This window comes from Longilinea arvoryzae, assembly GCF_001050235.1.
Taxonomy (GTDB): Bacteria; Chloroflexota; Anaerolineae; order Anaerolineales; family Anaerolineaceae; genus Longilinea; species Longilinea arvoryzae.
Genome location: NZ_DF967972.1, coordinates 2,809,292 through 2,832,626, shown reverse-complemented (window position 1 = coordinate 2,832,626; position 23,335 = coordinate 2,809,292). Strand labels below are relative to the sequence as shown.

The 23,335-nt window shown below is 54.6% G+C and carries 24 protein-coding genes; 13 read left to right on the top strand and 11 right to left on the bottom strand.

Going from position 1 to position 23,335, the window contains the following annotated elements; genetic code table 11:
• Positions 1-75 precede the first annotated feature (75 nt).
• The 3 genes from LARV_RS12555 to LARV_RS12545 are packed head-to-tail and all read right to left on the bottom strand — an operon-like array spanning position 76 to position 2,272.
• Positions 76-1,497: a peptidoglycan DD-metalloendopeptidase family protein gene (locus LARV_RS12555; RefSeq protein WP_236709969.1), complete on the bottom strand. Its 1,422-nt coding sequence runs from the start codon at positions 1,495-1,497 to the stop codon at positions 76-78.
• Complete coding sequence (locus LARV_RS12550; RefSeq protein WP_075073958.1) at positions 1,484-1,852, bottom strand: DUF192 domain-containing protein; 369 nt, start codon at positions 1,850-1,852, stop codon at positions 1,484-1,486. The genes LARV_RS12555 and LARV_RS12550 overlap by 14 nt, the downstream gene beginning before the upstream one ends.
• 30 nt (positions 1,853-1,882) lie before the next feature.
• A complete protein-coding gene (locus LARV_RS12545) occupies positions 1,883-2,272 on the bottom strand; it encodes a response regulator transcription factor (protein ID WP_075073957.1) in 390 nt (129 codons plus the stop codon).
• A 57-nt stretch (positions 2,273-2,329) separates the two neighbouring features.
• On the opposite strand from LARV_RS12545, the gene LARV_RS12540 reads away from it, so the two are divergent.
• Together LARV_RS12540 and LARV_RS12535 are read left to right on the top strand one after the other, a co-directional pair.
• On the top strand, positions 2,330-3,094 hold the full coding sequence (locus LARV_RS12540; protein WP_075075226.1) for an exodeoxyribonuclease III: 765 nt from the start codon (positions 2,330-2,332) through the stop codon (positions 3,092-3,094).
• An 88-nt stretch (positions 3,095-3,182) separates the two neighbouring features.
• Positions 3,183-3,836 (top strand): response regulator transcription factor, encoded by a 654-nt coding sequence (locus LARV_RS12535; RefSeq protein WP_075073956.1) that lies wholly within the window; start codon positions 3,183-3,185, stop codon positions 3,834-3,836.
• A 53-nt stretch (positions 3,837-3,889) separates the two neighbouring features.
• Here LARV_RS12535 and LARV_RS12530 read toward each other — a convergent pair whose 3' ends face one another.
• Genes LARV_RS12530 through LARV_RS12495 form a run of 8 tightly spaced genes read right to left on the bottom strand, consistent with a single transcriptional unit; the run spans position 3,890 to position 11,101 of the window.
• On the bottom strand, positions 3,890-4,723 hold the full coding sequence (locus tag LARV_RS12530) for a TIM barrel protein (RefSeq protein WP_075073955.1): 834 nt from the start codon (positions 4,721-4,723) through the stop codon (positions 3,890-3,892).
• 9 nt (positions 4,724-4,732) lie between these two features.
• Positions 4,733-5,116, bottom strand: coding sequence for a diacylglycerol kinase family protein (locus LARV_RS12525; RefSeq protein WP_075073954.1), 384 nt, complete (start codon positions 5,114-5,116; stop codon positions 4,733-4,735).
• Positions 5,117-5,120: 4 nt separating this feature from the next.
• On the bottom strand, positions 5,121-5,573 hold the full coding sequence (gene ybeY / locus LARV_RS12520) for an rRNA maturation RNase YbeY (RefSeq protein ID WP_075073953.1): 453 nt from the start codon (positions 5,571-5,573) through the stop codon (positions 5,121-5,123).
• Positions 5,570-7,717, bottom strand: coding sequence for an HD family phosphohydrolase (locus LARV_RS12515; RefSeq protein WP_075073952.1), 2,148 nt, complete (start codon positions 7,715-7,717; stop codon positions 5,570-5,572). The genes ybeY and LARV_RS12515 overlap by 4 nt, the downstream gene beginning before the upstream one ends.
• Complete coding sequence (locus LARV_RS12510) at positions 7,714-8,163, bottom strand: GatB/YqeY domain-containing protein (RefSeq protein WP_075073951.1); 450 nt, start codon at positions 8,161-8,163, stop codon at positions 7,714-7,716. The genes LARV_RS12515 and LARV_RS12510 overlap by 4 nt, the downstream gene beginning before the upstream one ends.
• A 10-nt stretch (positions 8,164-8,173) precedes the next feature.
• Entirely contained in the window at positions 8,174-8,725 is a 552-nt protein-coding gene (locus tag LARV_RS12505) for a helix-hairpin-helix domain-containing protein (protein ID WP_075073950.1), read from the bottom strand.
• A gap of 52 nt (positions 8,726-8,777) precedes the next feature.
• Positions 8,778-9,716: a DUF1385 domain-containing protein gene (locus tag LARV_RS12500; RefSeq protein ID WP_075073949.1), complete on the bottom strand. Its 939-nt coding sequence runs from the start codon at positions 9,714-9,716 to the stop codon at positions 8,778-8,780.
• A 2-nt stretch (positions 9,717-9,718) separates the two neighbouring features.
• Positions 9,719-11,101 (bottom strand): dipeptidase, encoded by a 1,383-nt coding sequence (locus LARV_RS12495; RefSeq protein ID WP_075073948.1) that lies wholly within the window; start codon positions 11,099-11,101, stop codon positions 9,719-9,721.
• A 230-nt stretch (positions 11,102-11,331) separates the two neighbouring features.
• On the opposite strand from LARV_RS12495, the gene ssnA reads away from it, so the two are divergent.
• From ssnA to LARV_RS12440, 11 genes are all read left to right on the top strand, one after another.
• Positions 11,332-12,684, top strand: coding sequence for a putative aminohydrolase SsnA (gene ssnA / locus LARV_RS12490; RefSeq protein WP_083522539.1), 1,353 nt, complete (start codon positions 11,332-11,334; stop codon positions 12,682-12,684).
• A 9-nt stretch (positions 12,685-12,693) separates the two neighbouring features.
• Positions 12,694-13,389: an NADPH-dependent F420 reductase gene (gene npdG / locus LARV_RS12485; RefSeq protein WP_075073946.1), complete on the top strand. Its 696-nt coding sequence runs from the start codon at positions 12,694-12,696 to the stop codon at positions 13,387-13,389.
• 18 nt (positions 13,390-13,407) lie between these two features.
• Positions 13,408-14,172, top strand: a complete 765-nt coding sequence (gene cofE / locus LARV_RS12480; RefSeq protein ID WP_075073945.1) for a coenzyme F420-0:L-glutamate ligase — start codon at positions 13,408-13,410, stop codon at positions 14,170-14,172.
• A gap of 91 nt (positions 14,173-14,263) precedes the next feature.
• Complete coding sequence (locus tag LARV_RS12475; protein ID WP_236709968.1) at positions 14,264-14,719, top strand: 2'-5' RNA ligase family protein; 456 nt, start codon at positions 14,264-14,266, stop codon at positions 14,717-14,719.
• 35 nt (positions 14,720-14,754) lie between these two features.
• The gene (gene cofD / locus LARV_RS12470) at positions 14,755-15,696 is read left to right on the top strand and encodes a 2-phospho-L-lactate transferase (RefSeq protein WP_075073943.1); all 942 of its coding nucleotides are present in this window, start codon (positions 14,755-14,757) and stop codon (positions 15,694-15,696) included.
• 5 nt (positions 15,697-15,701) lie between these two features.
• Positions 15,702-16,313, top strand: coding sequence for a 2-phospho-L-lactate guanylyltransferase (cofC, locus tag LARV_RS12465; RefSeq protein ID WP_075073942.1), 612 nt, complete (start codon positions 15,702-15,704; stop codon positions 16,311-16,313).
• Positions 16,314-16,334: 21 nt separating this feature from the next.
• Positions 16,335-17,333 carry an LLM class flavin-dependent oxidoreductase gene (locus tag LARV_RS12460; protein WP_075073941.1) on the top strand — a complete coding sequence of 333 codons (999 nt, stop codon included), beginning with the start codon at positions 16,335-16,337 and terminating at the stop codon, positions 17,331-17,333.
• Positions 17,334-17,357: 24 nt separating this feature from the next.
• A complete protein-coding gene (locus LARV_RS12455; protein ID WP_075073940.1) occupies positions 17,358-18,104 on the top strand; it encodes an FAD binding domain-containing protein in 747 nt (248 codons plus the stop codon).
• Positions 18,105-18,151: 47 nt separating this feature from the next.
• Positions 18,152-21,151, top strand: coding sequence for a molybdopterin-dependent oxidoreductase (locus LARV_RS12450; protein WP_075075225.1), 3,000 nt, complete (start codon positions 18,152-18,154; stop codon positions 21,149-21,151).
• Positions 21,152-21,185: 34 nt separating this feature from the next.
• On the top strand, positions 21,186-22,532 hold the full coding sequence (locus LARV_RS12445; protein ID WP_075073939.1) for a DHHA2 domain-containing protein: 1,347 nt from the start codon (positions 21,186-21,188) through the stop codon (positions 22,530-22,532).
• Entirely contained in the window at positions 22,529-23,326 is a 798-nt protein-coding gene (locus LARV_RS12440; protein WP_075073938.1) for an XdhC family protein, read from the top strand. Before LARV_RS12445 ends, LARV_RS12440 begins: the two co-directional genes overlap by 4 nt.
• Positions 23,327-23,335 lie beyond the last annotated feature (9 nt).

The window sequence follows — 23,335 nt, the reverse complement described above, 5'->3', positions numbered from 1 at the left end:
GACGGTTCTGTACTCAGCTCTCTGAAAACACTACCATTTTCAGACAGTTAATTATACTCTATGTAATCTTGACTTTCATGGATAAGCCTGATCCAGCCAATCCAGTGGTTGAACCAGAACACCATTGACCCAGATTTCCCAGTGGAGATGTGGACCATCCACACGTCCGGTGGCGCCGATGACTCCGATTAACTGTCCGGCTTCCACATGATCGCCCACTTTCACATCGATCTCCGATTGATGACCGTAGGCCGAGAACACTCCCCAGCCATGATCGATCACGGTGTAATTCCCACGCACAACGAGCGAGCCGGTGAATACGACGGTGCCGGCTGCCGATGCGTAAATGTTGCCTGCTAATCCGCATTTGCTTAAATCCACGCCCGAGTGGAAGGATTCGTAAGGCCCATTATTATAAGAGCGCCGGTTTCCGAAAGAATCGGTTCGACAATCCGGCACCATCGAGTAACCGGCCGGAACGTCGATGGGTTTTACGAACACTCCGTCCCACATCTTATCCGATGTAACCTGAGAGACAATTTTTGCAACCTGATCTTCTTCGGGTTGGGTATTGGATTTATCGACTGTGGCGGGATCGACGTAGATGGTGGCGTCATTCGCAAAATGACCAGATTGGATCAGAACATTTTGTTGGAATGAGAAGGATTGATTGTTCGAATCCACGCCTGAAAGTTCGAAAGGCGCTGGTCCGGTATCCGCCATGGCGAATACTCCCTGCAGCGCGACATATCCATCTTCGAACGGGAAAAAGCGTAATTCCCGACCATTCAGGCTGCCGGTGAGGGTCAACGCGGTCGTTGTTTTCACCCGGATTTCAGCGGTCGAACCTTGAACCAGCGGGAGCGGGGAGATTTCGATACTTTGAACCAGGGGTGAAATTGAGCTCGTTGAGGTTTCGCCATCTCTGGCAGTGCGGTAGAGCGTCTCGCCCGGGACGGCCGAAATCGAATTCTCGAGGTCATTCAGTAACACCAGCGTCCAGGGGTTGGCACCACTGCCGACCGCCAGATCCAGCAGACTGCCGCCGGATGCAACGGACCCTTGCGGGACGAATTGCGCCTGAGTATCGGATTGGGGAATGATCAGGGTGGAACCGGCGTAGAGTTCGGCCGGGCTGGTGAGGCGGTTGATTTTAGCCAACTGCTCTTCCGACAATTGGTACTGCCTCAACAGGCCGTCTGTACTCTGGCCCAACGAAACGACCGTGGTGGTCAGAACGCCGCTGACACCTTCCATTCCGGGAATTTGGAGGCGCGTGCCTTCGGTGACCAGATTGGGATCCGATATCTGGTTGAGCTCAATGATCGCGTCGGTGCTAACGCCAAAGCGGGCGGCTATGGCGCCCAGGGTGTCGCCCTGTTGAACGATGTAGACAGGGTTATCAGAGGTAGATTGATCCTGCGCCGCGGCCGCCTGGAAAGGCATGCCAAGCATGGTCATCAATAGCAGGAAAGTAATTACTTTAAACAGTCTCAAATGAGAGTACATCGCCAATTTGGAAGTTTTTAAGTTGATCTGGATGAGTTTCGAGTGTGTATTGGGCCGGGGCCATCGGAACATAGGCCGGGCGCCAGCGTTTAGCCAGCTTGGCATCGACGACGCGACGTTCGTGATCGATCCAGACCACCGCAATATCGTAATTCATGAAGAACATATGGATGGACGAATCGATGCGGCTCTCTCCATTGTCCTGAAAGAGCAAACCTTCGGTCGGCTGAATGCACGGTGAAAACATGAGGCCCTTGAATTTGGCCCAGAATGAATCACATAAACCGGCGATTACCGGAGAGGAAAGCGGTCTTGTTAAGTTCTCAATTCGCGTATGCTGCATATTTACGAGGGAAATCCCATTCAAATATTTCTAAGGTGTGGATTCGACGACGCGTTCGATGCTGTCGATCAATTCCTGCGGGCGAAAAGGTTTGCTGATGTAATCATCTACCCTGGCAATGTGCAATCCGAGAACGCGATCGATTGACTGCGCTCTGGCGGTTATGATAATGACAGGAATATCCTTGGTTTCTTCTTCGGATTTTAGTTGTTGGTAGACGTCCCATCCATCCATGTCCGGCATCATCAAATCCAATAAAATGAGGGTGGGTTTTTCTTTTTTTACAAGGTTCAGGCCATACCGGCCTCCATGCGCGCCTTTTACCTGGAATCCACGTTTACTGACGATCAGGGAAACGAGATCGATCATCTCAGGATCGTCTTCGATGTAAACAATGCTTCGAATGCTCTCGTCGTCCATGGATTCTCCTTGCCTGATATAATAGTTTACCACATGCTGGCAGGAGCGCAAACCAAAATGAAGATCACTACCTGGAATGTCAATGGTCTGCGGGCGGTCATCGGAAAGGGTTTCCATCAATGGGCTCAACGAGACGCCTCGGATGTTTTCTGTTTGCAGGAAATCAAGGCTCGTCCCGAACAAATCGAGGCCGACTTGCGTGAAATTCCAGGTTACCAATCTTTCTGGAATCCCGCTCAACGCCCGGGATACAGTGGGGTGGCATCTTTCATCCGTCTGGATGGCGTGAACGTTCAATACGGGATTGGCGTGGAGGAATTCGATTCCGAGGGTCGGGTCATTCGCATGGACCTCGGCCAGGATGTCCTTTTGTACAACATCTATTTCCCGAATGGCCAACGCAGTCACGACCGCGTGGATTATAAGCTCGCGTTCTATAAGACTCTGCTGAATCAATGCGCTCTTCTTCATGCCCAGGGCAAGCAGATCATCATCACGGGTGATTTTAACACGGCTCACAACGATATCGATCTGGCCAATCCGAAACAAAACGCCAAGACCTCGGGTTTCCTGCCTGAAGAACGCGTCTGGATCGATACTTATCTTGAAAATGGTTTCACTGATGCGTACCGGAAGTTGTATCCGGAGCGCGTCGAATATACCTGGTGGACGTATATTTCGAATGCGCGCCAGCGGAATGTGGGCTGGCGGTTGGATTATTACCTTGTGTCGGATGATTTTATGCCCCGTGTAAAGGATGTGGTCATTCAGACAGACGTTTATGGATCGGATCATTGTCCGGTTTCATTGATCTGGGAATGAAAAATTGCGGTCGGCGGAGTGGGTCTGAGGAGCTTATCTCTTGCGCATCGGCCGACTCTCCGATATACTCGCCTTATAGGAGACAGGGATGTCAAAGCAGCGGATTCTTCTCGTAGACGATCATGAAGTCGTTCGTTTGGGGCTGAAGGCTCTTTTGGACCGGCATCCCCAGTTTGAAGTCGTGGGCGAGGCAGGCACAGCCAAAGAGGCCGTCGATCTGGTCGGCCGGATGCACCCGGATGTCGTACTAATGGACATCCGGCTGCCGGGGCAATCCGGTATCGAAGCGTGCGAAGAGGTGACCCGCAACTATCCGGATACGAAGGTCATCATGCTCACCTCGTATGCGGAGGATGAAATGCTCTTTTCCGCCATCCGGGCAGGCGCCTCTGGTTATGTGCTCAAGCAGATCGGCGGCGAGGACCTGGTCCGGGCGATCGAGGCGGTCAGCCGGGGAGAAGCGCTACTCGATTCGGCAGTGACGCAACGTGTCTTCCAGGAAGTGCGCCGGGCCGTGAAGGAAGAAGAAGCCTCGGCCTTTGCTAACCTGAGTACGCAGGAAAAGCATGTCCTGGTGTTGGTTTCCGAAGGTAAGACGAACCGTGAAATTGCCAAGGCGTTGTTCCTGGGCGAGGGCACGGTACGGAACTATGTGAGCAGTATTCTATCGAAATTGGGCGTTTCCAACCGGGCCGAAGCGGCCGCTTACGCGGTGGAACATAACCTGAAGGAATACCTCTAAATCTGGTTTCTCGATGAAAAAACCGCCGACGTTATTACGCCGGCGGTTTTTTTTCACCCAGGATAAATTTTCTGCATAAATAAAGCGTCCTCTTCCAGAATGGGGCTTTCACACAGGATGCGGCCGGCGCAGTGGGCTTCCCTCAGGGCTTTGAAGAGTTCCTGAATTTGTAAATCCGATTCCTGAATGGGAAGATGATTCTTTTCACCCTTGGCCGTATATTCGATCCCCGAAAGGTGGATGTGCAGGTGCTTCAGGGCCGGTTCGCCAAGTTCTTTCGCATAGTCATGTATTATCTGCGAGAATTCCACATAGGAATTCACCGTTCCATCGCCGGGGCGGGCATGCAGGTGAGCAAAATCCAGGCAGGGTAATATGCCGGGAATTTCACGGCTCATCTGGAGTGTGTCGGTTAGCGACCCGAGCATGGCCGATTTCCCCATGGTCTCCGGGCGCAGAATGACAGGATTATCTTTGGAACGCAGTTCATCCACGCATTCGCGCAGACGCGGAATGGCGGTCTCAAGTACGCTTTCGGGAGATGCGCCAAAATAGGATCCCGGGTGGAATATGATATCCGTCGCGCCTGCCAGATGCCCAAAATGAGCCGCATCCATCAGGCGTTTTCGGGATTTTGGCCATTCTTCATCGCTGGCGTTGAGGTTGATGAAATAGGGGGCGTGAACGGAAATGGCGACATCCTGTTTTTCCGCTTCTGCGCGAATGACCGCGCAGGTTGCCTCGCTGACGCGTACGGCCTGCACCCAGCCCAGTTCCAGCGCGGACAATTTCAATTCCGCCAGTCTTTGAATGGCGCCGACGCTGCCACCCGGTTTGGCCGGAGTCGATGCTGGAGATCCAACCGTTCCAAAGCGAAAGTCTGCCATCTTGGCCTCCTAAAACAGGCTGATCACTTTTTCGTACAACGGGGGTCCGAAGAGAAAGAGCCCAACGCCAACCGACCCGATGGCCGCGAAAAGAACGCCTGCAGCCGCGGTATCCTTGGCAATTTTTGCCAGCGGATGCTTTTGCGGGCTGACCAGATCGATCGTGGCTTCCACGGCGGTATTGAAGCATTCCGCCGACCAGACGACCGCGATCGTTAAGATCAAAACCGCCCAACCCGTGGCGCTTATTTTCAACCAGAGACCCATGGCCACGACCAGCAGCGTTGCCAACGCATGAATCCAGGCGTTCTTCTGAGTCCTGAAAACGTAGGCAATCCCGGCAAACGCGTACCGGAAAGAAAGCCAGCGGGTTCGAAGGAAAGCGCGTTGCATGGGCTTAATCAGGCAAGCGGCTCAGGTGAACATCCAGAGTGGTAAGGATTTCTTTCTGGCGATCCCACATCTCGCGTTTTTGTTCTTCGTCCGCATGATCGTACCCCAACAGGTGAAGCATGCCGTGGACGATGAGGAGTTGGACTTCTGCTTCCAGGGCGTGACCTGCTTCCTCTGCCTGGGCCTGGGCTCTGGGCTTGGAAATGATGATATCACCCAGGTAAGGGACGCCGGAGTCGGGATCGACTTCATCGGATGGGAAAGAGAGGACGTCGGTCGGTGCATCGATGCCCAGGAACTGGCTGTTCAACTCCTGAAGCCGCGTGTCATCGTCGATGACAATGCTGACATCGCTCTCTTCGGAGACTTCTTCGTGTTTAAGGACAGCCAGCACGGTCTTGTTGATCGTATCCTCTTTGATCGCACCAGCGAATTCATCATTGATCAGGATATTCATATTTTCTTCTCGTCCAATTGGGATACCGGGGGCAACAATTCTGCCGACGGAACGGTCTTTCGATCCAGTTCGGGATATTGGATGCGCGGATGGTACTGGTTGCGCAATGAATTGACGAAGGTATCGGCGATAACGCTCAGGTCTTTCAGGGTCAGGTTGGTATTATCCAACTGTCCTTCTCGCTGCGCATAGTCAATCGTTTTCTTGACCAGAATCCGCAGTTCGTCTTCATCCTTTGGCAGTTCAGCTCGTGCGCGAGCCTCGCAACTATCGGCCAGCATGAGCAGGGCGGTTTCCTTGGAGCGCGGTCGCGGCCCCGGATAACGGAAGATCTTGTCGTCCACCAGGGTGGGATCCTGCTTGGCCAATTCAAGCGCGCGGGCATATTGGTAGCGGGTCATGAGGGTTCCGTGGTGCTCGCGCATGAAATCCTGCAAACGCGCCGGAAGATGATGTTTCCGGGCCAGGCTGATCCCGTCCGTAACATGGCGGATAATGGTCGCGGCGCTGATCGTGGGGTCGAGATCATCATGGGTATCCAGCTTACCCTTGACCTGGTTTTCGATAAAGAACAAAGGATTTGCGGCTTTGCCGGCATCGTGATACAGGGCGCCGACCCGGGTCAGCATTGCGTCCGCCCCGATTGCCTCGGCGGCCTGTTCGGCCAGGTTCGATACCTGCAGGCTATGCTGATAGGTGCCGGGCGCGTTGTGCAGGATGAACTGGAGCAGTGGATGATCGGGACGTGAAAATTCGAGCAATTGGAGCGCGGTGGTAAGCCCCAGGATTCGCGAGAATATGAATTGAAAGAGCAGGGTCAGGCTGGCTGAGGCCAGCCCGGCGAAGAGCGCAGACCCGCCCAAGGTTGCCAATCCGATCCAATCCGTCAGCGCCTCGGGTAAACGGTACGCATAAATGATTGCAGTACCGGATAATCCAATCGCAATCCCCGCCCAGAAGAAACTGCCGATGTGACGGCCTTTGCCAAGAATGAGCATGCCGCAAAAGGTCGAAAGCATGTAATACATCGTCAGATCGAGCGCGTTTGACAGCCCGTAGGCGGATAGGATACTCAAAACAACCGTGAAGACCAATCCCAGTTCCAGCGAATACAGGCTGGCTACCGTCAGTCCAAAAGCCGCTAATGGGAATAGATAAGGAATGACCGTCCGGTTGGGGATGACGAATTTGGCGCTGTACAGGAAGGCTAAAAATGCCAGGGATAGGAGAACCAGACTGCGGATATCATCCAGGGGCGGACCGCTGCGCCGTTTGAAATACAGGAATAGAAATACAGCCAGCGTCGTCACCAGACAAATCGCGGCGAGAATATCCTGGGTCTTGCTCTCCGAGCGAATGAAACCTGCCTTTTCCAGCGCTTCCCAGGCAGCCGGGGTGATGATCTGCCCACGGCGGACGATGATTTCACCCGCGGCATACGTTTTCGTTACCGTTTCGACCGCGTTGCGTGCATTTTCCTTTGCAGTCTGGGTGAGTTCCGGGCTGTAAAGGCTGTTGGCAATGACAAACGGTGAAACGACGGCTGTGACGATGGCGGCCTGATCTTCGCTGAGCGAAAAACTAATGAATGTGGGGATGCGCCGCCGGATATCGTCCACCTGATCTTCGCGGATGGTATTGCGCATGGCCTGTTCAAGGACGTTGACGGCTTCCTGTTGAATCGTTTGCCAGCGCGCGTCCGGGAGGTCAAGAATCTGTTCGGCGGTATCATCCGCGAGGGCCAATCCTTCGACGGCATTGAGATCGGATATTTTTTGAAGAAGACTGGCATGACCATCCTGCCGGACCGTCTCGATATATTTCAAGGTTGTCCGCAAGGCTTCGATTTGTCGGCGGGTAATCGCGGCGTCTGCGGGCAGGTAAACCGGTTGAACACTGCGTTCCGCATCATCCCGTTCCTGCTCGGTCAGTATGTCACTGGTGTAGGTAATCTCGCGCGAGGTTTGAATATCCTGCGGCGAGACATCGCCAGGCTGCAAGGCGAGTTCAGCCTGGCGGATTGCAATCGGAAAGATCAGCGCGCCCAGGGACAATAAGGAGACAATGACCAATAACGTGATTTTGACATAATCACGACTCAGCCATTGTCGTTTTACAGGTTCGGGGGCTAAAAGCGGGGTCATCCTGGAAGTAATAAACGGCGCACAATCTGGCTGATCTTGTCACCCGCTGCCCGACCCTGGATCTTGGGCATGACAGCCTTCATCACTTTTCCCATGTCTGCCGGGCTGCTGGCCTGGCATTCGGAGATGGCTTCCTTGACCAGTGCCTCGATTTCATTTTCGCTGAGTTGTTTGGGCAAAAAAGATTCAAGAACTGCCATTTCGGCTTTCGCGTCTGAAATCAAATCATCGCGTTTGGCCTTTTCTGCATCCTGAATGGCTTCGCTTCGAATTTTGATTTCTTTTTGGAGGATCGCCACGATTCCGACGTCATCCAGAGGTTGGCCTTTGTCGATTTCTGTGTTCTTGATCGCGCTGATTGCCAGGCGAATGGTGCGTTTCGTCACATCATCGCTGGCGCGCATTGCATCGCGCAATTTGCTCTCAAGGGTTTCTTTCAATGTCATAGGATAACCTTCAATTTGAAAGGGTAATTTCTGGACGGATCTTCTCAAGAAGTTCCGGCCCAATTCCCGGAACATTGAGGAGGTCGTCGAGATTCATAAACAGCCCGTGCTCTTCGCGATAGGCCACGATCTGGCTGGCCTTGACTTCACCGATTCCCGGCAACGTCTCGAGTTCCTGAGCCGTCGCCGTGTTGAGGTTAATGGCAATATTCGAACTGCGTGAAGGTAGCTGCGTCGTTTCACCTGCAGCCGCCCCCTTGGCAGGGATCCAGACTTTATCGCCATCCTGAACCCGGCCAGCGAGGTTCACCCTGGAAACATCCGCGCCGTCTAAAAGGCCGCCGGCGGCTGCGACGGCTTCCATTACTCTGGAATCCGGTTGCAATGTATAGACACCCGGATTCAATACTTCGCCGGAAACATCCACCATGATGGGTGAAAGGGTCGGCGCCGGGAGAATGGCAATGGGTTGTCCGATCGGACGCAGGATGACCAATAGAATGATCGCTGCTGCCAGTAATCCCAGCACAAGACCGAATGCCACCAATTGCCAGGGTTTCATAAATCCAAACGCTCCCCAGTTTCCTATCAGTATAACCGGGTAAGTTAGGGTGTCAAGTCGAAGCAGCGTGCTCTGCTACGGCCGTTTCCGCGGGGTGAAGGGGAATTATTCCCGGGTGTTCCAGTGCGTACATGGCGTTGAAGGCAGCGATGGCCACTTCCAGGATATCCAGGCTGGGTTCGTTGGTGGTCAACCTTTGAAGCGCCATGTTCGGTTTGATGAGCCAGCGGACAAACGCCGAGTCCAGATGGTTTGCTGTCCAGCGGATGTATTCGTACCCCAACATCGCCAGGGGCGGAAGGAGAAGAATGCGGCTGATGACGGTCCAGAGGATGGGCAGTTTTCCGATGGCCGAAAAAACAAGCACGGATAGAACGACCAACGTCAGCAGAAAGGATGTGCCGCAGCGCGGGTGCTCGAGACTGTACTTCGCGACATTTTCCGGTGTCAGAACTTCGCCGGCCTCGAAGGCGTTGATCGTCTTGTGTTCGGCGCCGTGGTAGGCAAAAACACGGTGAATATCCGGCATTTTACCGATGCCCCAAATATAGCCAACCACGACAATTAATCGAACAACGCCTTCGATGATGTTGCCCCAGCCAACCGGAAATTTCAACAGGGCTTCCAATCCCTGGCCCACCAGAGCCGGGCCGACAAAGAACAGGCCGATAGCCATGGCAAGTGAAATGATCAGGGTTAGGGCGAGTTGCGAACCTTCGAGTTTCTCATCTTCTTCACCCTGTTTATTGGCCGACAGGGTGAGAAAGCGGGTTCCCAGGCCAAGCGAATCCCACAGGATGACCAGACCGCGCAGGAATGGGATCTTCGTCATCTTCGATTGATAGATCTTGCTGAGTTCCTCGGTCTCGATCTCGATTTCACCGTTTGGAAGTCGAAATGCCCCGGCAACAAATTTCGCGCCGCGCATCAAGACACCTTCGATCAATGCCTGACCGCCATATGAGGGTAAACGCAGTTTATCAGTTGGCATGGTTACTCTTGAGCGCCGTAATTATAGAAGAAGAGGATCAGCGAATCGATCCCGCGGTACCAGGTAGGCAGGTGAAGTTTCTCATTGGGGGCGTGCACGTTGTCCTCCGGCAGGCCGAAACCGGTGAGCACCGATTCGATGCCGAGCGTCTCCTGCATATCCGACACGATCGGAATGCTCCCGCCCTCGCGCCTGAAGACCGGGCGTTTGCCCCACACCGTTTCCATGGCCTGACTCATCGCCCGGGCGGCAGGATGATTGGGATCGGTAAACGAAGCCGGCCCGCCAGACATGCGGATGACTTCCCAACGGATGGTGGGCGGTGCCTTCAACTTCAGGTATTCAATGAACTGGTGATAGACCTCTTCCGGATCCTGATCCGGAACCAGGCGCATCGAAATCTTTGCCATTGCCCAGGCCGGAATGACGGTTTTGGAACCCTGACCGGTAAAACCGGAGAGCAAACCGTTGACTTCCAGGGTGGGGCGTGCGCCAATCCGTTCTGCGGCCGTATATCCTTTTTCGCCGCACAGTTCCGGAGCGCCCGTTTGAGCTTTATAGAAGTCGTCATTCAAGGGCAGGCGAGCCATATCTTCGCGTTCGGCGGGTTTCATTTCGCGAACCGAATCGTAATATCCCGGCAGCGTGACCCGACCATCCGCGTCGTGCATCCCGGCGATCAATTCGGCCAAAGCCTGAGCCGGATTGTGGACTGCGCCGCCAAAGAGGCCCGAGTGAAGATCGTGCTCCGGACCATAAACGCGCAGTTCGAAATAGGCCAGCCCACGCAATGCATAGGTCAGGGTTGGAAAATCTGCGGCGAGCATTCCCGAATCGGGATTCAAAACCACGTCAGCGGCAAGCAATTTGGCTTTCTCTTTTAGGAACGGCCCCAGATTCGGCGAACCAATTTCCTCTTCGCCTTCGATCATAAATTTGATATTGACCGGGGGTTCGCCTGCATGAATGACTGCCTCGACGGCATCCATGGACGCCATGATTTGCCCTTTCATGTCCGAGGCGCCCCGACCGAAAAGGTTATCACCGACGACCGTGGCCTCGAAGGGATTGGTCTTCCATTGTTCGAGCGGTTCGACCGGTTGGACATCGTAATGCCCGTAAATCAAAACTGTCTTGCGGCCCGGCCGATCGATGATGTATTCACCAAACACTACCGGGTGGCCGGCCGTAGGATAGAGAGCAACGTTTTTAAAACCAATCTTGCGCAGACGATCGGCAAGCCATTCGGCAGTTTCCTTGATGGCTTTCTTGTGATCGACGGATGTTGAAATCGAAGGAATCTGGACCAGGCTCTGCAAGGATTGAAGATAGGCAGCGCTGTTCTGATGGGCATATTCCAGGGCTTGGTTGCGTAAATCGCTCATGAAAGGTTTCTCCCTGCAAAAAGATATGCCGAATTATATGACATTTCTACTGACTTTCCAGCGGTTTCCGAATTGCTGTTATTATTTATTGGCCTTTATGTTAGAATATGTCTGACAATTAGGGTGGTCGTGTCCCTCAATCCGTGGGCCGGCGTCGGGATTTCACTCCCGTCGAAAAGAACCGCCCCTCCAGGTTTTTATGTAATAAATCTGAGTAGGGAGTTGCGGTGATGTTAATCAAGAACTGTTCTTTGATCACCTGGGGTACCTCCAACCAGATCCTTCCCGATCAATCCATCCGGATTTCATCTGAAAAAATCGAAGAAATTGGCCCTTCAGCACAACTTCTTCCCAGGGAAAAAGAGGAAGTTCTAGACGCCAGGGGCCAGTATGCCATGCCGGGCAACATTTGCGCGCATACGCATTTCTACGGCGCTTTTTCACGTGGCATGGCCATCCCAGGCCCGGCACCCAGGGCTTTTCCGGAGATTCTGGAGAAGTTATGGTTCCCCCTGGACCGGTCTTTGGACCTGGAGGATGTGCGTTATTCGGCGCTGGTGTGCCTGGTGAATGCAGTCCGGTACGGCACCACAACACTGATCGATCATCACGCTTCACCCAATGCGATCGCCGGATCGCTGGATGTCATTGCCGAAAGCGTACTCGAAGCCGGCGTGCGCGCCTCGTTGTGTTATGAAGTCACCGATCGCAACGGTCTGGATCAGGCAGAGGCCGGGCTTCAAGAAAATCTGCGATTCCTGTCTTGGTTGAAAAGCAGGCCTGAATTTCTAGGTATCCTGAGTGGATTGGTCGGACTGCATGCCAGCCTGACCCTGTCGGATGGCACGCTTCAACGCTGCCGCGATCTGACGCCTGAAGATGTGGGTTTCCACGTGCACGTTGCGGAGCACTTCGCGGATGAAGATGACAGCCTGGCGAAATCCGGAACACGTGTTGTAGACCGGCTGGCCAGGTTTGGCATTTTGGGCCCGAAAACCATCGCCGTGCATTGCGTTCATGTCGACCAGCGCGAATCGAATCTTCTGGCCGATTCGCATACCTGGGTAACCCACCAGCCCCGCTCGAACATGAATAATGCGGTTGGTATGGCGGCCGTGGAAAGCATGCTGCGCGCGGGAATCAAAGTTTGCCTGGGAAACGACGGTTTTTCGAACGCCATGTGGGAAGAATGGAAGGCTGCCTATCTGGCGCATAAACTGTGGCACCGTGATCCGCGGCGCATGAACGGCAACGATTTCATCCAGATGGCGGTTTATAACAACGCCGAAATGGTCACCAGCCAGTTCGATGGTTTACGCGCTGGAGAATTATCGGTTGGGGCAGCGGCAGATTTGATGCTGGTCGATTATCAGCCCATCACGCCGTTGACCTCCGGAAACCTGCCATGGCATATTCTATTTGGCTTCAACGAGAGTATGATCTCAACCACCATTGCGCGTGGTAAATTATTGATGAAAGATCACGAATTGGTCACATTGGATGAAGCCAAAATCGCTTACGAAGCACGCCAACGCGCCGCGAACGTCTGGAAACGGTATGAAAAGCAATTTATAGCCGCATAGGGATGGAAGATGACGGAAAACACTGAAGTTGCAACGATACGAACGATTGCCATTCTTGGGGGGACCGGTAAAGAAGGAAAGGGCCTGGGTTACCGTTGGGCAAAAGCCGGTTATCGGGTATTGATCGGTTCCCGGTCAGAGGAAAAAGCCAGGGCGGCTGTGGAAGACCTGCGGGGGATGTTGGGATCCGTGCAGGATCTGGCGGCTTTGACGAACGATGAGGCGGCCCGGCAGGCCGATCTGGTGGTGCTGACGGTGCCGTTCGGCGTTCACAAGACCATGTGCGAGCAATTGAAAGACGCCGTTCAGGGCAAAATCCTCATCGACGTGGCTGTACCCCTGGTTCCACCGAAAGTGACCAAAGTTCAAATGCCGCCCGCCGGAAGCGCTGCCATGGAAGCGAAAGAAGTCCTTGGCGATGCCGTTCAGGTGGTTGCTGCTTTTCAGAATATTTCTTATGAGCATTTATTGAAGGACGAGAAAATCGAATGCGATGTCCTGGTGTGCGGTGGAAATAAAGCCAGCCGCCAGGTGGTGTTGAAACTGGTCTCCGATGCGGGTTTGATTGGATGGGATGCCGGAGTCATCGAGAATTCCGTTGTCGTGGAGGGCATGACTTCGATCTTGATCGGCCTCAACAAGCAATTCGGCATCGAATCCGCCGGTATCCGCATCACCGGTGTTCCGCGACCGGATGAAAATTGAACTCACACCAGAAAACCTATGCTTTCGATCATCCCGATTGAAAAAATTCCTCTGATCCGGCCCGGAGACGATCTGGCCGGAATCCTCCTGAATTCGCTGGGCGAAAACCAATTGCAACTTCAGGATGGGGATATCATTGTACTGGCCCAGAAGATCGTCTCGAAGGCTGAAAATCGGTTGGTCAACCTCACCCAGGTGGAACCTTCCGCGGAGGCCATATCCCTGGCTGAAAAAACCGAAAAAGATGCGCGCATGCTCGAATTGGTCCTTCGCGAGAGCAGGAGCGTGCTGCGCTACCGCCCGGGAACTGTGATCGTCGAACATAAACTGGGTTTCGTCTGCGCCAACGCCGGAATCGACCATTCGAATGTTCAGGGTTTATGGGGCAACAAGGAAGATTGGGTACTTTTATTGCCCGAGAATCCGGACCTTTCGGCTGCCAGGATTCGCGAACGGCTTGGAGATGCCACCGGCGTGTATCCCGGGGTGATGATCATCGATTCGCACGGCCGGGCCTGGCGCCTGGGTACGGTCGGGGTAACGATCGGATTGGCGGGAATGCCGGGCCTGGTTGATCTTCGGGGACGGGAGGATATGTTTGGCTTTCACTTGCGTGTCACGCAGGTGGCCGCGGCGGACGAATTGGCAGCGGCAGCATCGCTGGTTATGGGCCAGGCAGCCGAGCATTTACCGGCAGTGCTGGCGCGCGGTTTCCCGTATCCATTACGCGACGGATCGCTTAACGAGCTGATCCGACCTGAAGACCTGGATTTGTTCAGATAAATATAAAATGTATGCTCTGACCACCCTCTTCGATATTGAAACGAATTCTCCTTTTGCTGAGATGTGGCGCCGTTTACAAACGAAGTGCGGAATGGTGACGGCCAATGAGACCAGTTTTGTTCACCTCTCCTGGCAGGGAGCGGCATCTTATGATTTAGAGCACGCGCGCGTCGCCGTCCGACAGACAGCCTCCATAACCCGGGCTTTCAAGGTCAATATTGCGGGAATCGGTATTTTTACCGGCAAGAAACCGGTCCTGTTTCTGAATGTCATCAAGAACCGGAAATTACTGGAACTCCACGAAGTGCTCTGGGATCGTCTGATGGATAGCGCGAAGGATATGAATGGATTCTATTCGCCGGTGGAGTGGGTCCCACATATTACCCTGACCTACGGAATGCTCCTGCCAGGCGATCTTTCCTGCGCGGTGGCGGAATTAATGTACGAACCTTTTACGGCTGAGCTCGAAATCGACAATCTGGCTTTTATTTTCCTGCAGGATGGGATGGTTGGAATCGACAGCCGTTTCGAATTGCAGCCGGCATAATACCGGGCAGACAATCAGCTTCAAAGGATGCGGGAATGAAAATCGCGGCACTGGCAGGTGGGGTGGGAGGAGCAAAGCTGGCTGACGGCCTGTACCGAACGCTGCCTGCCGGTGATTTGACCGTCATCGTCAATACCGGAGATGATTTCACCCATTTAGGGTTGAAGATTTGCCCGGACCTGGATACAGTTTGCTACACGCTGGCCGGGAAGGCCAATCCGTCGACCGGGTGGGGGCGATCCGGTGAAACATACACTGCCTTAAGTGAAATTTCCTCGTTGGAAGGACCGGATTGGTTCCGCCTGGGGGATCGGGACCTGGGCACCCATCTGGTGCGCACTCAGCGCATGCGCGAAGGTTCCTCTCTTTCCCAAATAACACGGGCTTTCTGCGCATCGTGGGGAATTCATGCTACCATTTTGCCGATGAGCGACGACATCATAGCGACGATTGTACACACCCGCAATCACGGCAGCCTGAATTTCCAGGAATATTTCGTAAAACTCCATTGCCAACCTGAGGTGGTCGGATTTCAATTCGACGGTATCGGGATGGCCAAACCGGCGCCGGGTGTAATCGAAGCCATCGAATCAGCGGACGCGATCGTCCTGTGCCCGTCCAATCCCTGGGTCAGCATTGCGCCCATCCTGACGGTCAAGGGCGTTCGCGAAGCGATCCGGCCGAAATTTGTACTTTCTGTTTCACCCCTCATTGGCGGTCAGGCGTTGAAGGGACCGGCGGCGAAGATGTTTTCGGAGCTTGGCTGGCAGCCCTCCGCCCAAGCGGTCGCAGAACAATATCGAGACTTCCTGAATGTCTTCTTGCTCGATCCAGCCGATCGGGCGGATTGCGATGCGATTCGGCAGTGGGGTATAATTTCATATGTAACCGATGTCATCATGAAAGATATTCCGGATCGTATCCGGTTGGCAAACGAAATACTGGATTTGATAAATCAACGGTTGGGAGGTATGTAACATTCATGAGCCTTTGGGCGATCATACCGGTAAAACCATTGCGCAGGGGGAAGTCACGACTGGCTGGCGTTCTGACAGAAGAAGAACGCACCATGTTGAATGTGACATTATTGGAAAATACACTTCGTACGTTAAAACAGGTCAAAGAAATCGACCAAATTCTGGTCGTTAGCCGGGATACGGGGGCATTGGCGTTGGCGCGCGAGTTCAAGGCGCGCACGGTACAGGAGGGCAAACCGGGTTTGAATACGGCGCTGAAACGCGCAACAATCGTCGCGCGAGGTTTCGCCGCTCAGGACGTGATGATCCTGCCGGCGGATTTGCCGCTGATCAATGTGGAAGATGTGCAAACTCTGATCGGCTATTTGAGTAAACCACCTGTGGTGGTGGTCGCTCCAGACCGCAGAAACGATGGTACGAATGCTTTATTGGTGAGTCCTGCCGGATCGATCGATTACATGTATGGGGTCGGGTCATTTAAGAAACATGTCGACCAGGCCAGGGTCAAGGGAATGCGGGTTGAAGTGTGTAATCTTCAATCCTTTGCTCTCGATCTGGATATCCCCGAAGACCTGGAACTGTTGAACCAAATTCAAGCAATCAAAATCCGATCGTAATTACAAACCCTGGAGGCAACCATGTCAGAAAAGGTAGCACTATATCTACAGGATGCACATGATCTACGTGATGGTCTGGGATACGTCCAATACGCTGAAGAACACGGCTTCGAGGCCGTCTGGCAGGCAGAAAGTCGCCTGGTACGCGACGCGATCGTGCCCATGGCTGCTTATGCCGCGGTGACAAAGAAAATCAAGATAGGTTCAGGTGTCATCAACAACTGGACGCGGAATATCGGTTTGCTTGCCGCCACTTTCCTGACTCTGGATGACCTGGCACAGGATCGCATCATTTGCGGCATTGGCGCCTGGTGGGATCCGTTGGCAAAGAACGTCGGCATCAACCGCACCAAACCCCTGCTGGCCATGCGTGAAACGGTCACAACCATGCGCAAATTGCTGAACATGGAGCGAGTTACCTTCCATGGTGAATTTGTGCATGTCGACGGCATCGAGCTCGATGTGGTTCACGGCCGGCGTGAACCGCGCAATGTGCCGATCTATATCGGCGCAACCGGCGACCAGATGATGGAAATGACTGGTGAAATTGCGGATGGCGCAGTCCTAAACTATTGCGTGGAGCCGAAATACAACATCAAGGCGCTGGAACTGCTGGAGAAGGGCGCAAAGAAGTCCGGAAGAACGTTGGACGACATCGACCGCCCGCAGCTCGTGGTTTGCTCTGTCGATTATGATCACGATAGGGCGATCGACACGACGCGTGAATTGCTGACCCAGTATCTGGCTCAGCAGCCGCATATCGCCAAGGCCTCCGGGGTTTCGATGGATATTGTGGCTGAGATCCAATCCATTCTCGGCTGGCCTGCCACCCATGAGCAGATTCAAAAAGCCAAATACCTGGTTCCCGAGGAATTGATTCACCGCATCACGGCTTCCGGCACGCCGGACGAGGCCCGAAAAAAGGTCGACGAGTACCGTAAGAACGGCTGCACCTGCCCGATCCTTTATCCGGTTGGCGGAGATGTTAAGCTCCTGATCGATACCTTCGCCCAAAAATAAATTTGCTGTCTTTCCGGAGGAAAAATGATCGTAGAGTATCACCGACCTTCGACTGTTGCCCAGGCCCTGGGACTCCTATCCCGGTCGAATCCGCCGACCTACCCGTTGGGTGGCGGTAGCGTACTTAGCCGTAAGAAGGGCGAGGATTTCGCGGTCGTCGATTTGCAGAATTTGAAGCTGGGTATGATCCAGTCCGAGACAGACCAACTGGTCATCGGCGCAACCGCATATATTCAGGATCTGACGGAGAACGAGAACTCTCCGGCCTGGTTGAGGAATGTTTGCCGGCGCGAAATGGGACGGAATTTACGTCAAATGAGCACCATAGGTGGATTCCTGATGTGTGCGAATGGGCGTTCGTCCCTGGCCGTTACCCTCCTGGCTGCGGACGTTCAGGCGATCATTCTTCCTGACAATACGCCGCTCTCATTTCAACAGATTCTGGCAGTGCGTGAGAATGTTCGACAACCCTGGTTGATTTCACAGGTTGTGTTGGACACGAGTTGCACTGTGAAATTCGAATTTATCGCCCGATCGCCGGTCGATTTACCCATTTTGGGAATCGCGACCGCAAAATGGCCTTCTGGCCGAATGCGGGTTGTCGTCGGCGGCTTTGGTTCGGCGCCCCGGCTCGCATATGATGGAAATGCCGAGATCGAAATCAGCCGCGCCGTCGAAAGCGTTCTACAGGACAGCGGCGACGAATGGGCCAGCGCTGAATATCGCCGTTCGGTTGCTCCGGCTGTCGTCAACCGCCTTCTGCAAAGTTGATCTGAATCTGAAGCTGCGGGCCGCATTTTCGATGGAAGAGGTCGATGATGAATATTGATCTACTAGTTAATGGGGATCAGAAATCCTGGCAAATTTCACCGGCAGATACCCTGCTGGCTGTGTTACGGCGCGAAGGATTCTTTGGGGCAAAATTCGGCGGTTGCGATAAAGGAGAATGCGGCGCCTGCGCCGTGTTATTGGATGGGAAACCGGTCAATTCTTGCAGCATCTTAGCCGCACAGGCCGGTGGGCACCGGATTGATACCATCGAGGCGCTGGGCGAACATCCCGAACAGGGCTGGAAGAAAACCGGGGGACTGCACCCATTGCAGCAGGCATTCGTCGAAACCGGCGCCATCCAATGCGGCTACTGTACACCGGCCATGATTTTGGCCGCAAAATCCCTGCTGGATGAGACACTCGATCCGAGCGAAGAGCAGGTACGGGATACCCTTTCGGGGGTATTGTGTCGCTGCACCGGATATGAGAAACCCGTTCAGGCCGTCCTGCGCGCTGCCGCTCAAATGCGGGGTGAGTTGGTGCCGCCGATCGAGCACACCGCCCAACCCGCGCCGGAGGGTTGGCAGCCTGAAGAAGGTGGACACCCGGAGGTGCCGGAAGGGTTACCTCAAACGGGCGGTTTCGTTCAGACCCGAGTGCTGCCCAAGATTTGGACTGTTCCCCAGAGCCCGACCCGTTCGGTGGTCGGCAAATCGGAGCCCAAAGTCGATGCGCTCAAACTGGTCCAGGGTAAACCGGCCTTTACGGCCGATCTCGAAAAACGCGGATTGCTGATCGGGAAAATCCTACACAGCCCGGTTGCGCATGCGCGTATTAAATCGATCGACGTCTCGCGGGCCAAAGCACTGCCCGGTGTGGCTGCCGTGCTCACCTGGAAGGACCTGCCACGGGTGGCTTATTCAACCGCGGGGCAATCCGACCCGATTCCGGGCCCGTTGGACATGTTTTCATTGGATCAAAAGGTGCGATTTGTGGGCGACCGCGTGGCATTCGTGGCCGCCGAAACCGAAGAAATCGCCCAACTGGCGCTGTCCTTGATCGATGTCGAATACGAGAAATTGCCCGCCATCCTGGATTCGCGCAATGCCATGCAGACCGGCGCGGTTCAAATCCACGATGAAGAAGAGTATGTCAACTTTGCCGATTCCGATCCCAAACGGAATCTTGCGGCTGAGATTCGCATCGATATCGGGGACGTCGAAAAAGGTTTCGCTGAAGCCGACAAGATCTACGAGGCCGATTACGATGTGCCCAAGGTGCAGCAGGCGCACATTGAACCCCACGTCGTGATGACGTACTGGGACGAGGACGATCGCATGGTGGTTCGCACCAGCACGCAAGTCCCGTTCCACGTCCGGCGCGTGCTTGCGCCGGTTTTGGGACTGCCAATCAAACGGATTCGAGTGATCAAACCCCGGGTTGGCGGAGGTTTTGGCGGAAAACAGGAAATCCTGATCGAAGACGTGGCCGCGCATCTGACGATCGCAACCGGGCGTCCGGTCCTGGTTGAATACAACCGCGACGAAGAATTTACCGCTTCGCGTTCGCGCCATCCGATGCGCATTCACATGAAGACCGGCGTCAAGAAGGACGGGACGATTACCGCCAACGAAATGTACGCTCTGAGTGATACGGGCGCATACGGCTGCCACGCGTTGACGGTGACGGGCAACACGGGCCATAAATCGATGGGTTTGTATGTCGGGGACGGCGAATACCGAAAACATCCCAACATTCGCTTCTACGCGGACGTGGTTTACACCAACACCCCTCCCGCGGGCGCCTTCCGCGGATACGGCGTTCCCCAGGGGTATTGGCCACTCGACCGGCACCTGGAGCTGATTGCTCGCGATCTTGGCCTCGATCCGATCGAATTCCGTTTGAAGAACGCCGTTCGAGCGGGCGAACTCCATCCTTTCAGCACCGCCTGGAGTGAAGGCCGCGAACCGAAGCCCGAGATCATCCATACTGTCGGGTTGGAAGAGTGCGTGCGCCAGGGGAAAGCCGCCATTGGTTGGGATCAGAAATTCGGCAATCCGGCCTGGCATGTGGTCGAAGGCCAGCCGCATTTACGCCGCGGCATCGGCATTACGACCGTGATGCAGGGCACGGCTATCCCGTATCTGGATATGGGCGGCGCAAGCATCAAGATGAACGATGATGGTTCATTCAATTTATTGGTCGGCGCTACTGATCTGGGTACCGGGTCCGATACGGTTTTGGCGCAAATGGCTGCCGAAGTGTTGGGCGTCCCGGTTGACGATATCATAGTGTATTCTTCGGATACGGACTTCACGCCGTTCGATGTGGGTGCTTATGCATCCAGCACCACTTACATCTCCGGCGGGGCCGTCGTTCGCGCGGCTGAGAATGTCGCCGAGCGCATTCGTCTGCGCGCAGCGCGTATGATCGGCGAAATGGGCGGCAATCCGGTGGATGCGGAAGAAATTGCGCTCGAAGACCGGCACGCGGTCGCCCCGGATGGGCGTTCGGTCAGTCTATGGGATGTCGCGCACGACGCGCTCCATAAGACCGATCAGGAACAGATCATGGGGGTCGGATCGTACGTTTCACCCTCTTCGCCGCCGCCGTTCGCCGCGCAATTTGCAGAAGTTACAGTTGACGTACAAACTGGCGCAGTCCGGGTCGATAAGCTTATAATGGCAGTCGATTCGGGGGTAATTGTGAATCCAATTACCGCTTCGGGGCAAATCGAGGGCGGTATGACGCAAGCTTTGGGATACGCAGTATGTGAAGAAATGCGTTATGATGAGCAGGGCAGGGCGCGCGAGCGTGATTTGATGGATTATCACATCTTTCGCGCGGACGAAATGCCTGAATTGGAAACGATTTTCGTCCAAACTTACGAACCTTCCCATCCCTTCGGGGTAAAAGCCGTGGCCGAGATTCCATTGGATGGCGTGGCGCCGGCTGTGGGAAATGCGATTCTCGATGCCTGTGGAGCGAACTTGACCTCGAATCCAGCGACGCCGGAACGGATCTGGCGCGCGTTGAACGAGAAATAACCCATTATCGTTTTATTTGTAAGGAAGAACCTGAATGCAGACACCCATTTATGTCATTGGCCATGTAAATCCCGATACGGATTCGATCGCTGCGGCGGCAAGTTACGCCTGGCTTTTACGCGAACGCGACGGATTGGATACCATCGCGGCCCGGGCCGGCGCAACCAATGCCCAGACATCCTGGGTTTTGAAGTACCTGGGAATGGAAGCGCCGATTTTGCTGAATGATGCATCGCCGCGTTTTGAATCCGTCATGCGCCGCTTCGACACGACTTTGCCGGAAAAACCGCTCAGGGATGCATGGTCGGTGGCTTCACGGACCGGTGGCATCGCGCCGCTCGTCAATCTGGACGGCACGCCTTTTGGTCTGGTAAACGGCCGGAGTTTGTTCGAATTTCTCTTCCATCTGGTCGGGCCGCATCCCAAGCAACAGGAAGCCCGGATCAGCGAAATTCTCGAATATCCGTGCAATCTGGCGGCGGATACGAAGGTGGCGAAATTCCAGGCAAGCACCCGCATCCGGGATGTGATCACCCGGATTTTACGCGAGGAAGGCGATGAGTTTATCGTAACGGATGATGAAGGTCATTATGTGGGTGTATGCCGCCAGCGCGACCTCCTGAATCCGCCGCGGCTGAAGATCGTCCTGGTAGACCATAATGAAGTGTCCCAGGCGGTCGGTTCGCTGGATGAAGCCGAATTGCTTGAAATTCTGGATCACCATCGTCTGGGGAATCCATCCACGCGAACCCCCATTCGGTTCAGCGTCGATATCGTCGGCAGCACCAGCACATTGGTCTCAGAGCGAATCGAGGACGCCGGTTTATCCGCGCCTCCGCTGCTGGCAGGCTTGATGTTGGCCGGCTTGCTCTCCGATACGCTCATTCTGGCTTCACCGACCACAACCGAACGGGACCGTCTGGCTGCGGACAGGCTTGCACGCTGGGCTTTCGTCGGTGGAAGCGTCCTGGCGAATGAGACCATTCGCTCGTATGGCGAAAAGGTATTGGCTGCCGGAGCCGGTTTGGGAGCCAGAGCTCCAAGTGAGATCGTCTCGAGCGATATGAAGATCTATCGCAGTGGTGGTTTCCAATTCGCGGTTGCCCAGGCTGAAGTGAGCAATCTATTCGAGATCAGCGAACACCTCGAAGCGTTGACAAAGGCTTTGGAAGCGCTGCGCGAGCAAAAGGGCCTGGATTTTGCCATGCTCATGGTGACCGACGTCGTCCGAGGCACCAGCCGTCTGTTGGTGGCAAACCAACCGCCCCTCCTGGAGGATCTACCTTATCCGCCTCAAACGGACGGAACGCGTCTGGCTGAAGGCGTTGTATCTCGCAAGAAGCAATTACTTCCCGTGGTCCTGGGTCTGTTGGAAAGATGATCAAGAACATCTGGCAGGTGCTGGCGGATCTCGAAGAAAATAATCGGGCAGGCGCCCTGTGTACTGTCATCGATAGCCAGGGTTCGACGCCGCGTCACGAGGGAAGCAGGATGGTGGTCTTCCCGGATGGGACATTCGTCGGGACGGTTGGCGGCGGTGAAATCGAAGGCCGGATCATCCATGAGGCGCTCCAGTCGCTCGAGGATGGTCAATCGCGAAAACTGTCTTTTTCGATGATCGATCCGAAACGGGGCGATCCGGGTGTATGCGGTGGAACCATGGAAATTTATGTCGAGCCTATTCTGCCGAAATCGACGCTGGTGGTCATTGGTGGCGGGCATGTCGGAAAAGCCGTGGCTCACCTGGCACAATGGCTGGATTTTCGGGTGGTGGTGTGCGACGATCGCCCGGAATTCGCCTCAACCGACGCGAATCCCGATGCGGATGTGCTCGTAAATGCGCCCATGGGAGACCTGGCGGACCAGATCGAAATCGACCGGAGTACTTACCTGGTGTTGACGACGCGAGGATCGGGCGTCGATGTGGCCGGCCTGCCGGATTTACTTCGGAAATGCAATCCAGGCTACCTAGGCATTATCGGGTCGAAGCGCCGTTGGGTCACTACCCGAAAGGGATTACTGGAAGCCGGAATTTCTGAAGAGATTCTATCAAAAATTCATTCCCCGATTGGGCTGGAACTGCAAGCCGAGACGCCCGAAGAAATCGCAGTCAGTATTCTGGCAGAAATTCTCATGTGTCGCCGCAAAGCCAGCGGGAAAAGCATGAAGGAGTAAAATAAGAAT

Bases quoted from the DNA above. Each gene is read 5' to 3' on its own strand.
- LARV_RS12550 (WP_075073958.1), bottom strand. From the start codon at position 1,852: ATGCAGCATACGCGAATTGAGAACTTAACAAGACCGCTTTCCTCTCCG.
- LARV_RS12545 (WP_075073957.1), bottom strand. From the start codon at position 2,272: ATGGACGACGAGAGCATTCGAAGCATTGTTTACATCGAAGACGATCCT.
- LARV_RS12540 (WP_075075226.1), top strand. From the start codon at position 2,330: ATGAAGATCACTACCTGGAATGTCAATGGTCTGCGGGCGGTCATCGGA.
- LARV_RS12535 (WP_075073956.1), top strand. From the start codon at position 3,183: ATGTCAAAGCAGCGGATTCTTCTCGTAGACGATCATGAAGTCGTTCGT.
- LARV_RS12530 (WP_075073955.1), bottom strand. From the start codon at position 4,723: ATGGCAGACTTTCGCTTTGGAACGGTTGGATCTCCAGCATCGACTCCG.
- LARV_RS12525 (WP_075073954.1), bottom strand. From the start codon at position 5,116: ATGCAACGCGCTTTCCTTCGAACCCGCTGGCTTTCTTTCCGGTACGCG.
- ybeY (WP_075073953.1), bottom strand. From the start codon at position 5,573: ATGAATATCCTGATCAATGATGAATTCGCTGGTGCGATCAAAGAGGAT.
- LARV_RS12515 (WP_075073952.1), bottom strand. From the start codon at position 7,717: ATGACCCCGCTTTTAGCCCCCGAACCTGTAAAACGACAATGGCTGAGT.
- LARV_RS12510 (WP_075073951.1), bottom strand. From the start codon at position 8,163: ATGACATTGAAAGAAACCCTTGAGAGCAAATTGCGCGATGCAATGCGC.
- LARV_RS12505 (WP_075073950.1), bottom strand. From the start codon at position 8,725: ATGAAACCCTGGCAATTGGTGGCATTCGGTCTTGTGCTGGGATTACTG.
- LARV_RS12500 (WP_075073949.1), bottom strand. From the start codon at position 9,716: ATGCCAACTGATAAACTGCGTTTACCCTCATATGGCGGTCAGGCATTG.
- LARV_RS12495 (WP_075073948.1), bottom strand. From the start codon at position 11,101: ATGAGCGATTTACGCAACCAAGCCCTGGAATATGCCCATCAGAACAGC.
- ssnA (WP_083522539.1), top strand. From the start codon at position 11,332: ATGTTAATCAAGAACTGTTCTTTGATCACCTGGGGTACCTCCAACCAG.
- npdG (WP_075073946.1), top strand. From the start codon at position 12,694: ATGACGGAAAACACTGAAGTTGCAACGATACGAACGATTGCCATTCTT.
- cofE (WP_075073945.1), top strand. From the start codon at position 13,408: ATGCTTTCGATCATCCCGATTGAAAAAATTCCTCTGATCCGGCCCGGA.
- LARV_RS12475 (WP_236709968.1), top strand. From the start codon at position 14,264: ATGGTGACGGCCAATGAGACCAGTTTTGTTCACCTCTCCTGGCAGGGA.
- cofD (WP_075073943.1), top strand. From the start codon at position 14,755: ATGAAAATCGCGGCACTGGCAGGTGGGGTGGGAGGAGCAAAGCTGGCT.
- cofC (WP_075073942.1), top strand. From the start codon at position 15,702: ATGAGCCTTTGGGCGATCATACCGGTAAAACCATTGCGCAGGGGGAAG.
- LARV_RS12460 (WP_075073941.1), top strand. From the start codon at position 16,335: ATGTCAGAAAAGGTAGCACTATATCTACAGGATGCACATGATCTACGT.
- LARV_RS12455 (WP_075073940.1), top strand. From the start codon at position 17,358: ATGATCGTAGAGTATCACCGACCTTCGACTGTTGCCCAGGCCCTGGGA.
- LARV_RS12450 (WP_075075225.1), top strand. From the start codon at position 18,152: ATGAATATTGATCTACTAGTTAATGGGGATCAGAAATCCTGGCAAATT.
- LARV_RS12445 (WP_075073939.1), top strand. From the start codon at position 21,186: ATGCAGACACCCATTTATGTCATTGGCCATGTAAATCCCGATACGGAT.
- LARV_RS12440 (WP_075073938.1), top strand. From the start codon at position 22,529: ATGATCAAGAACATCTGGCAGGTGCTGGCGGATCTCGAAGAAAATAAT.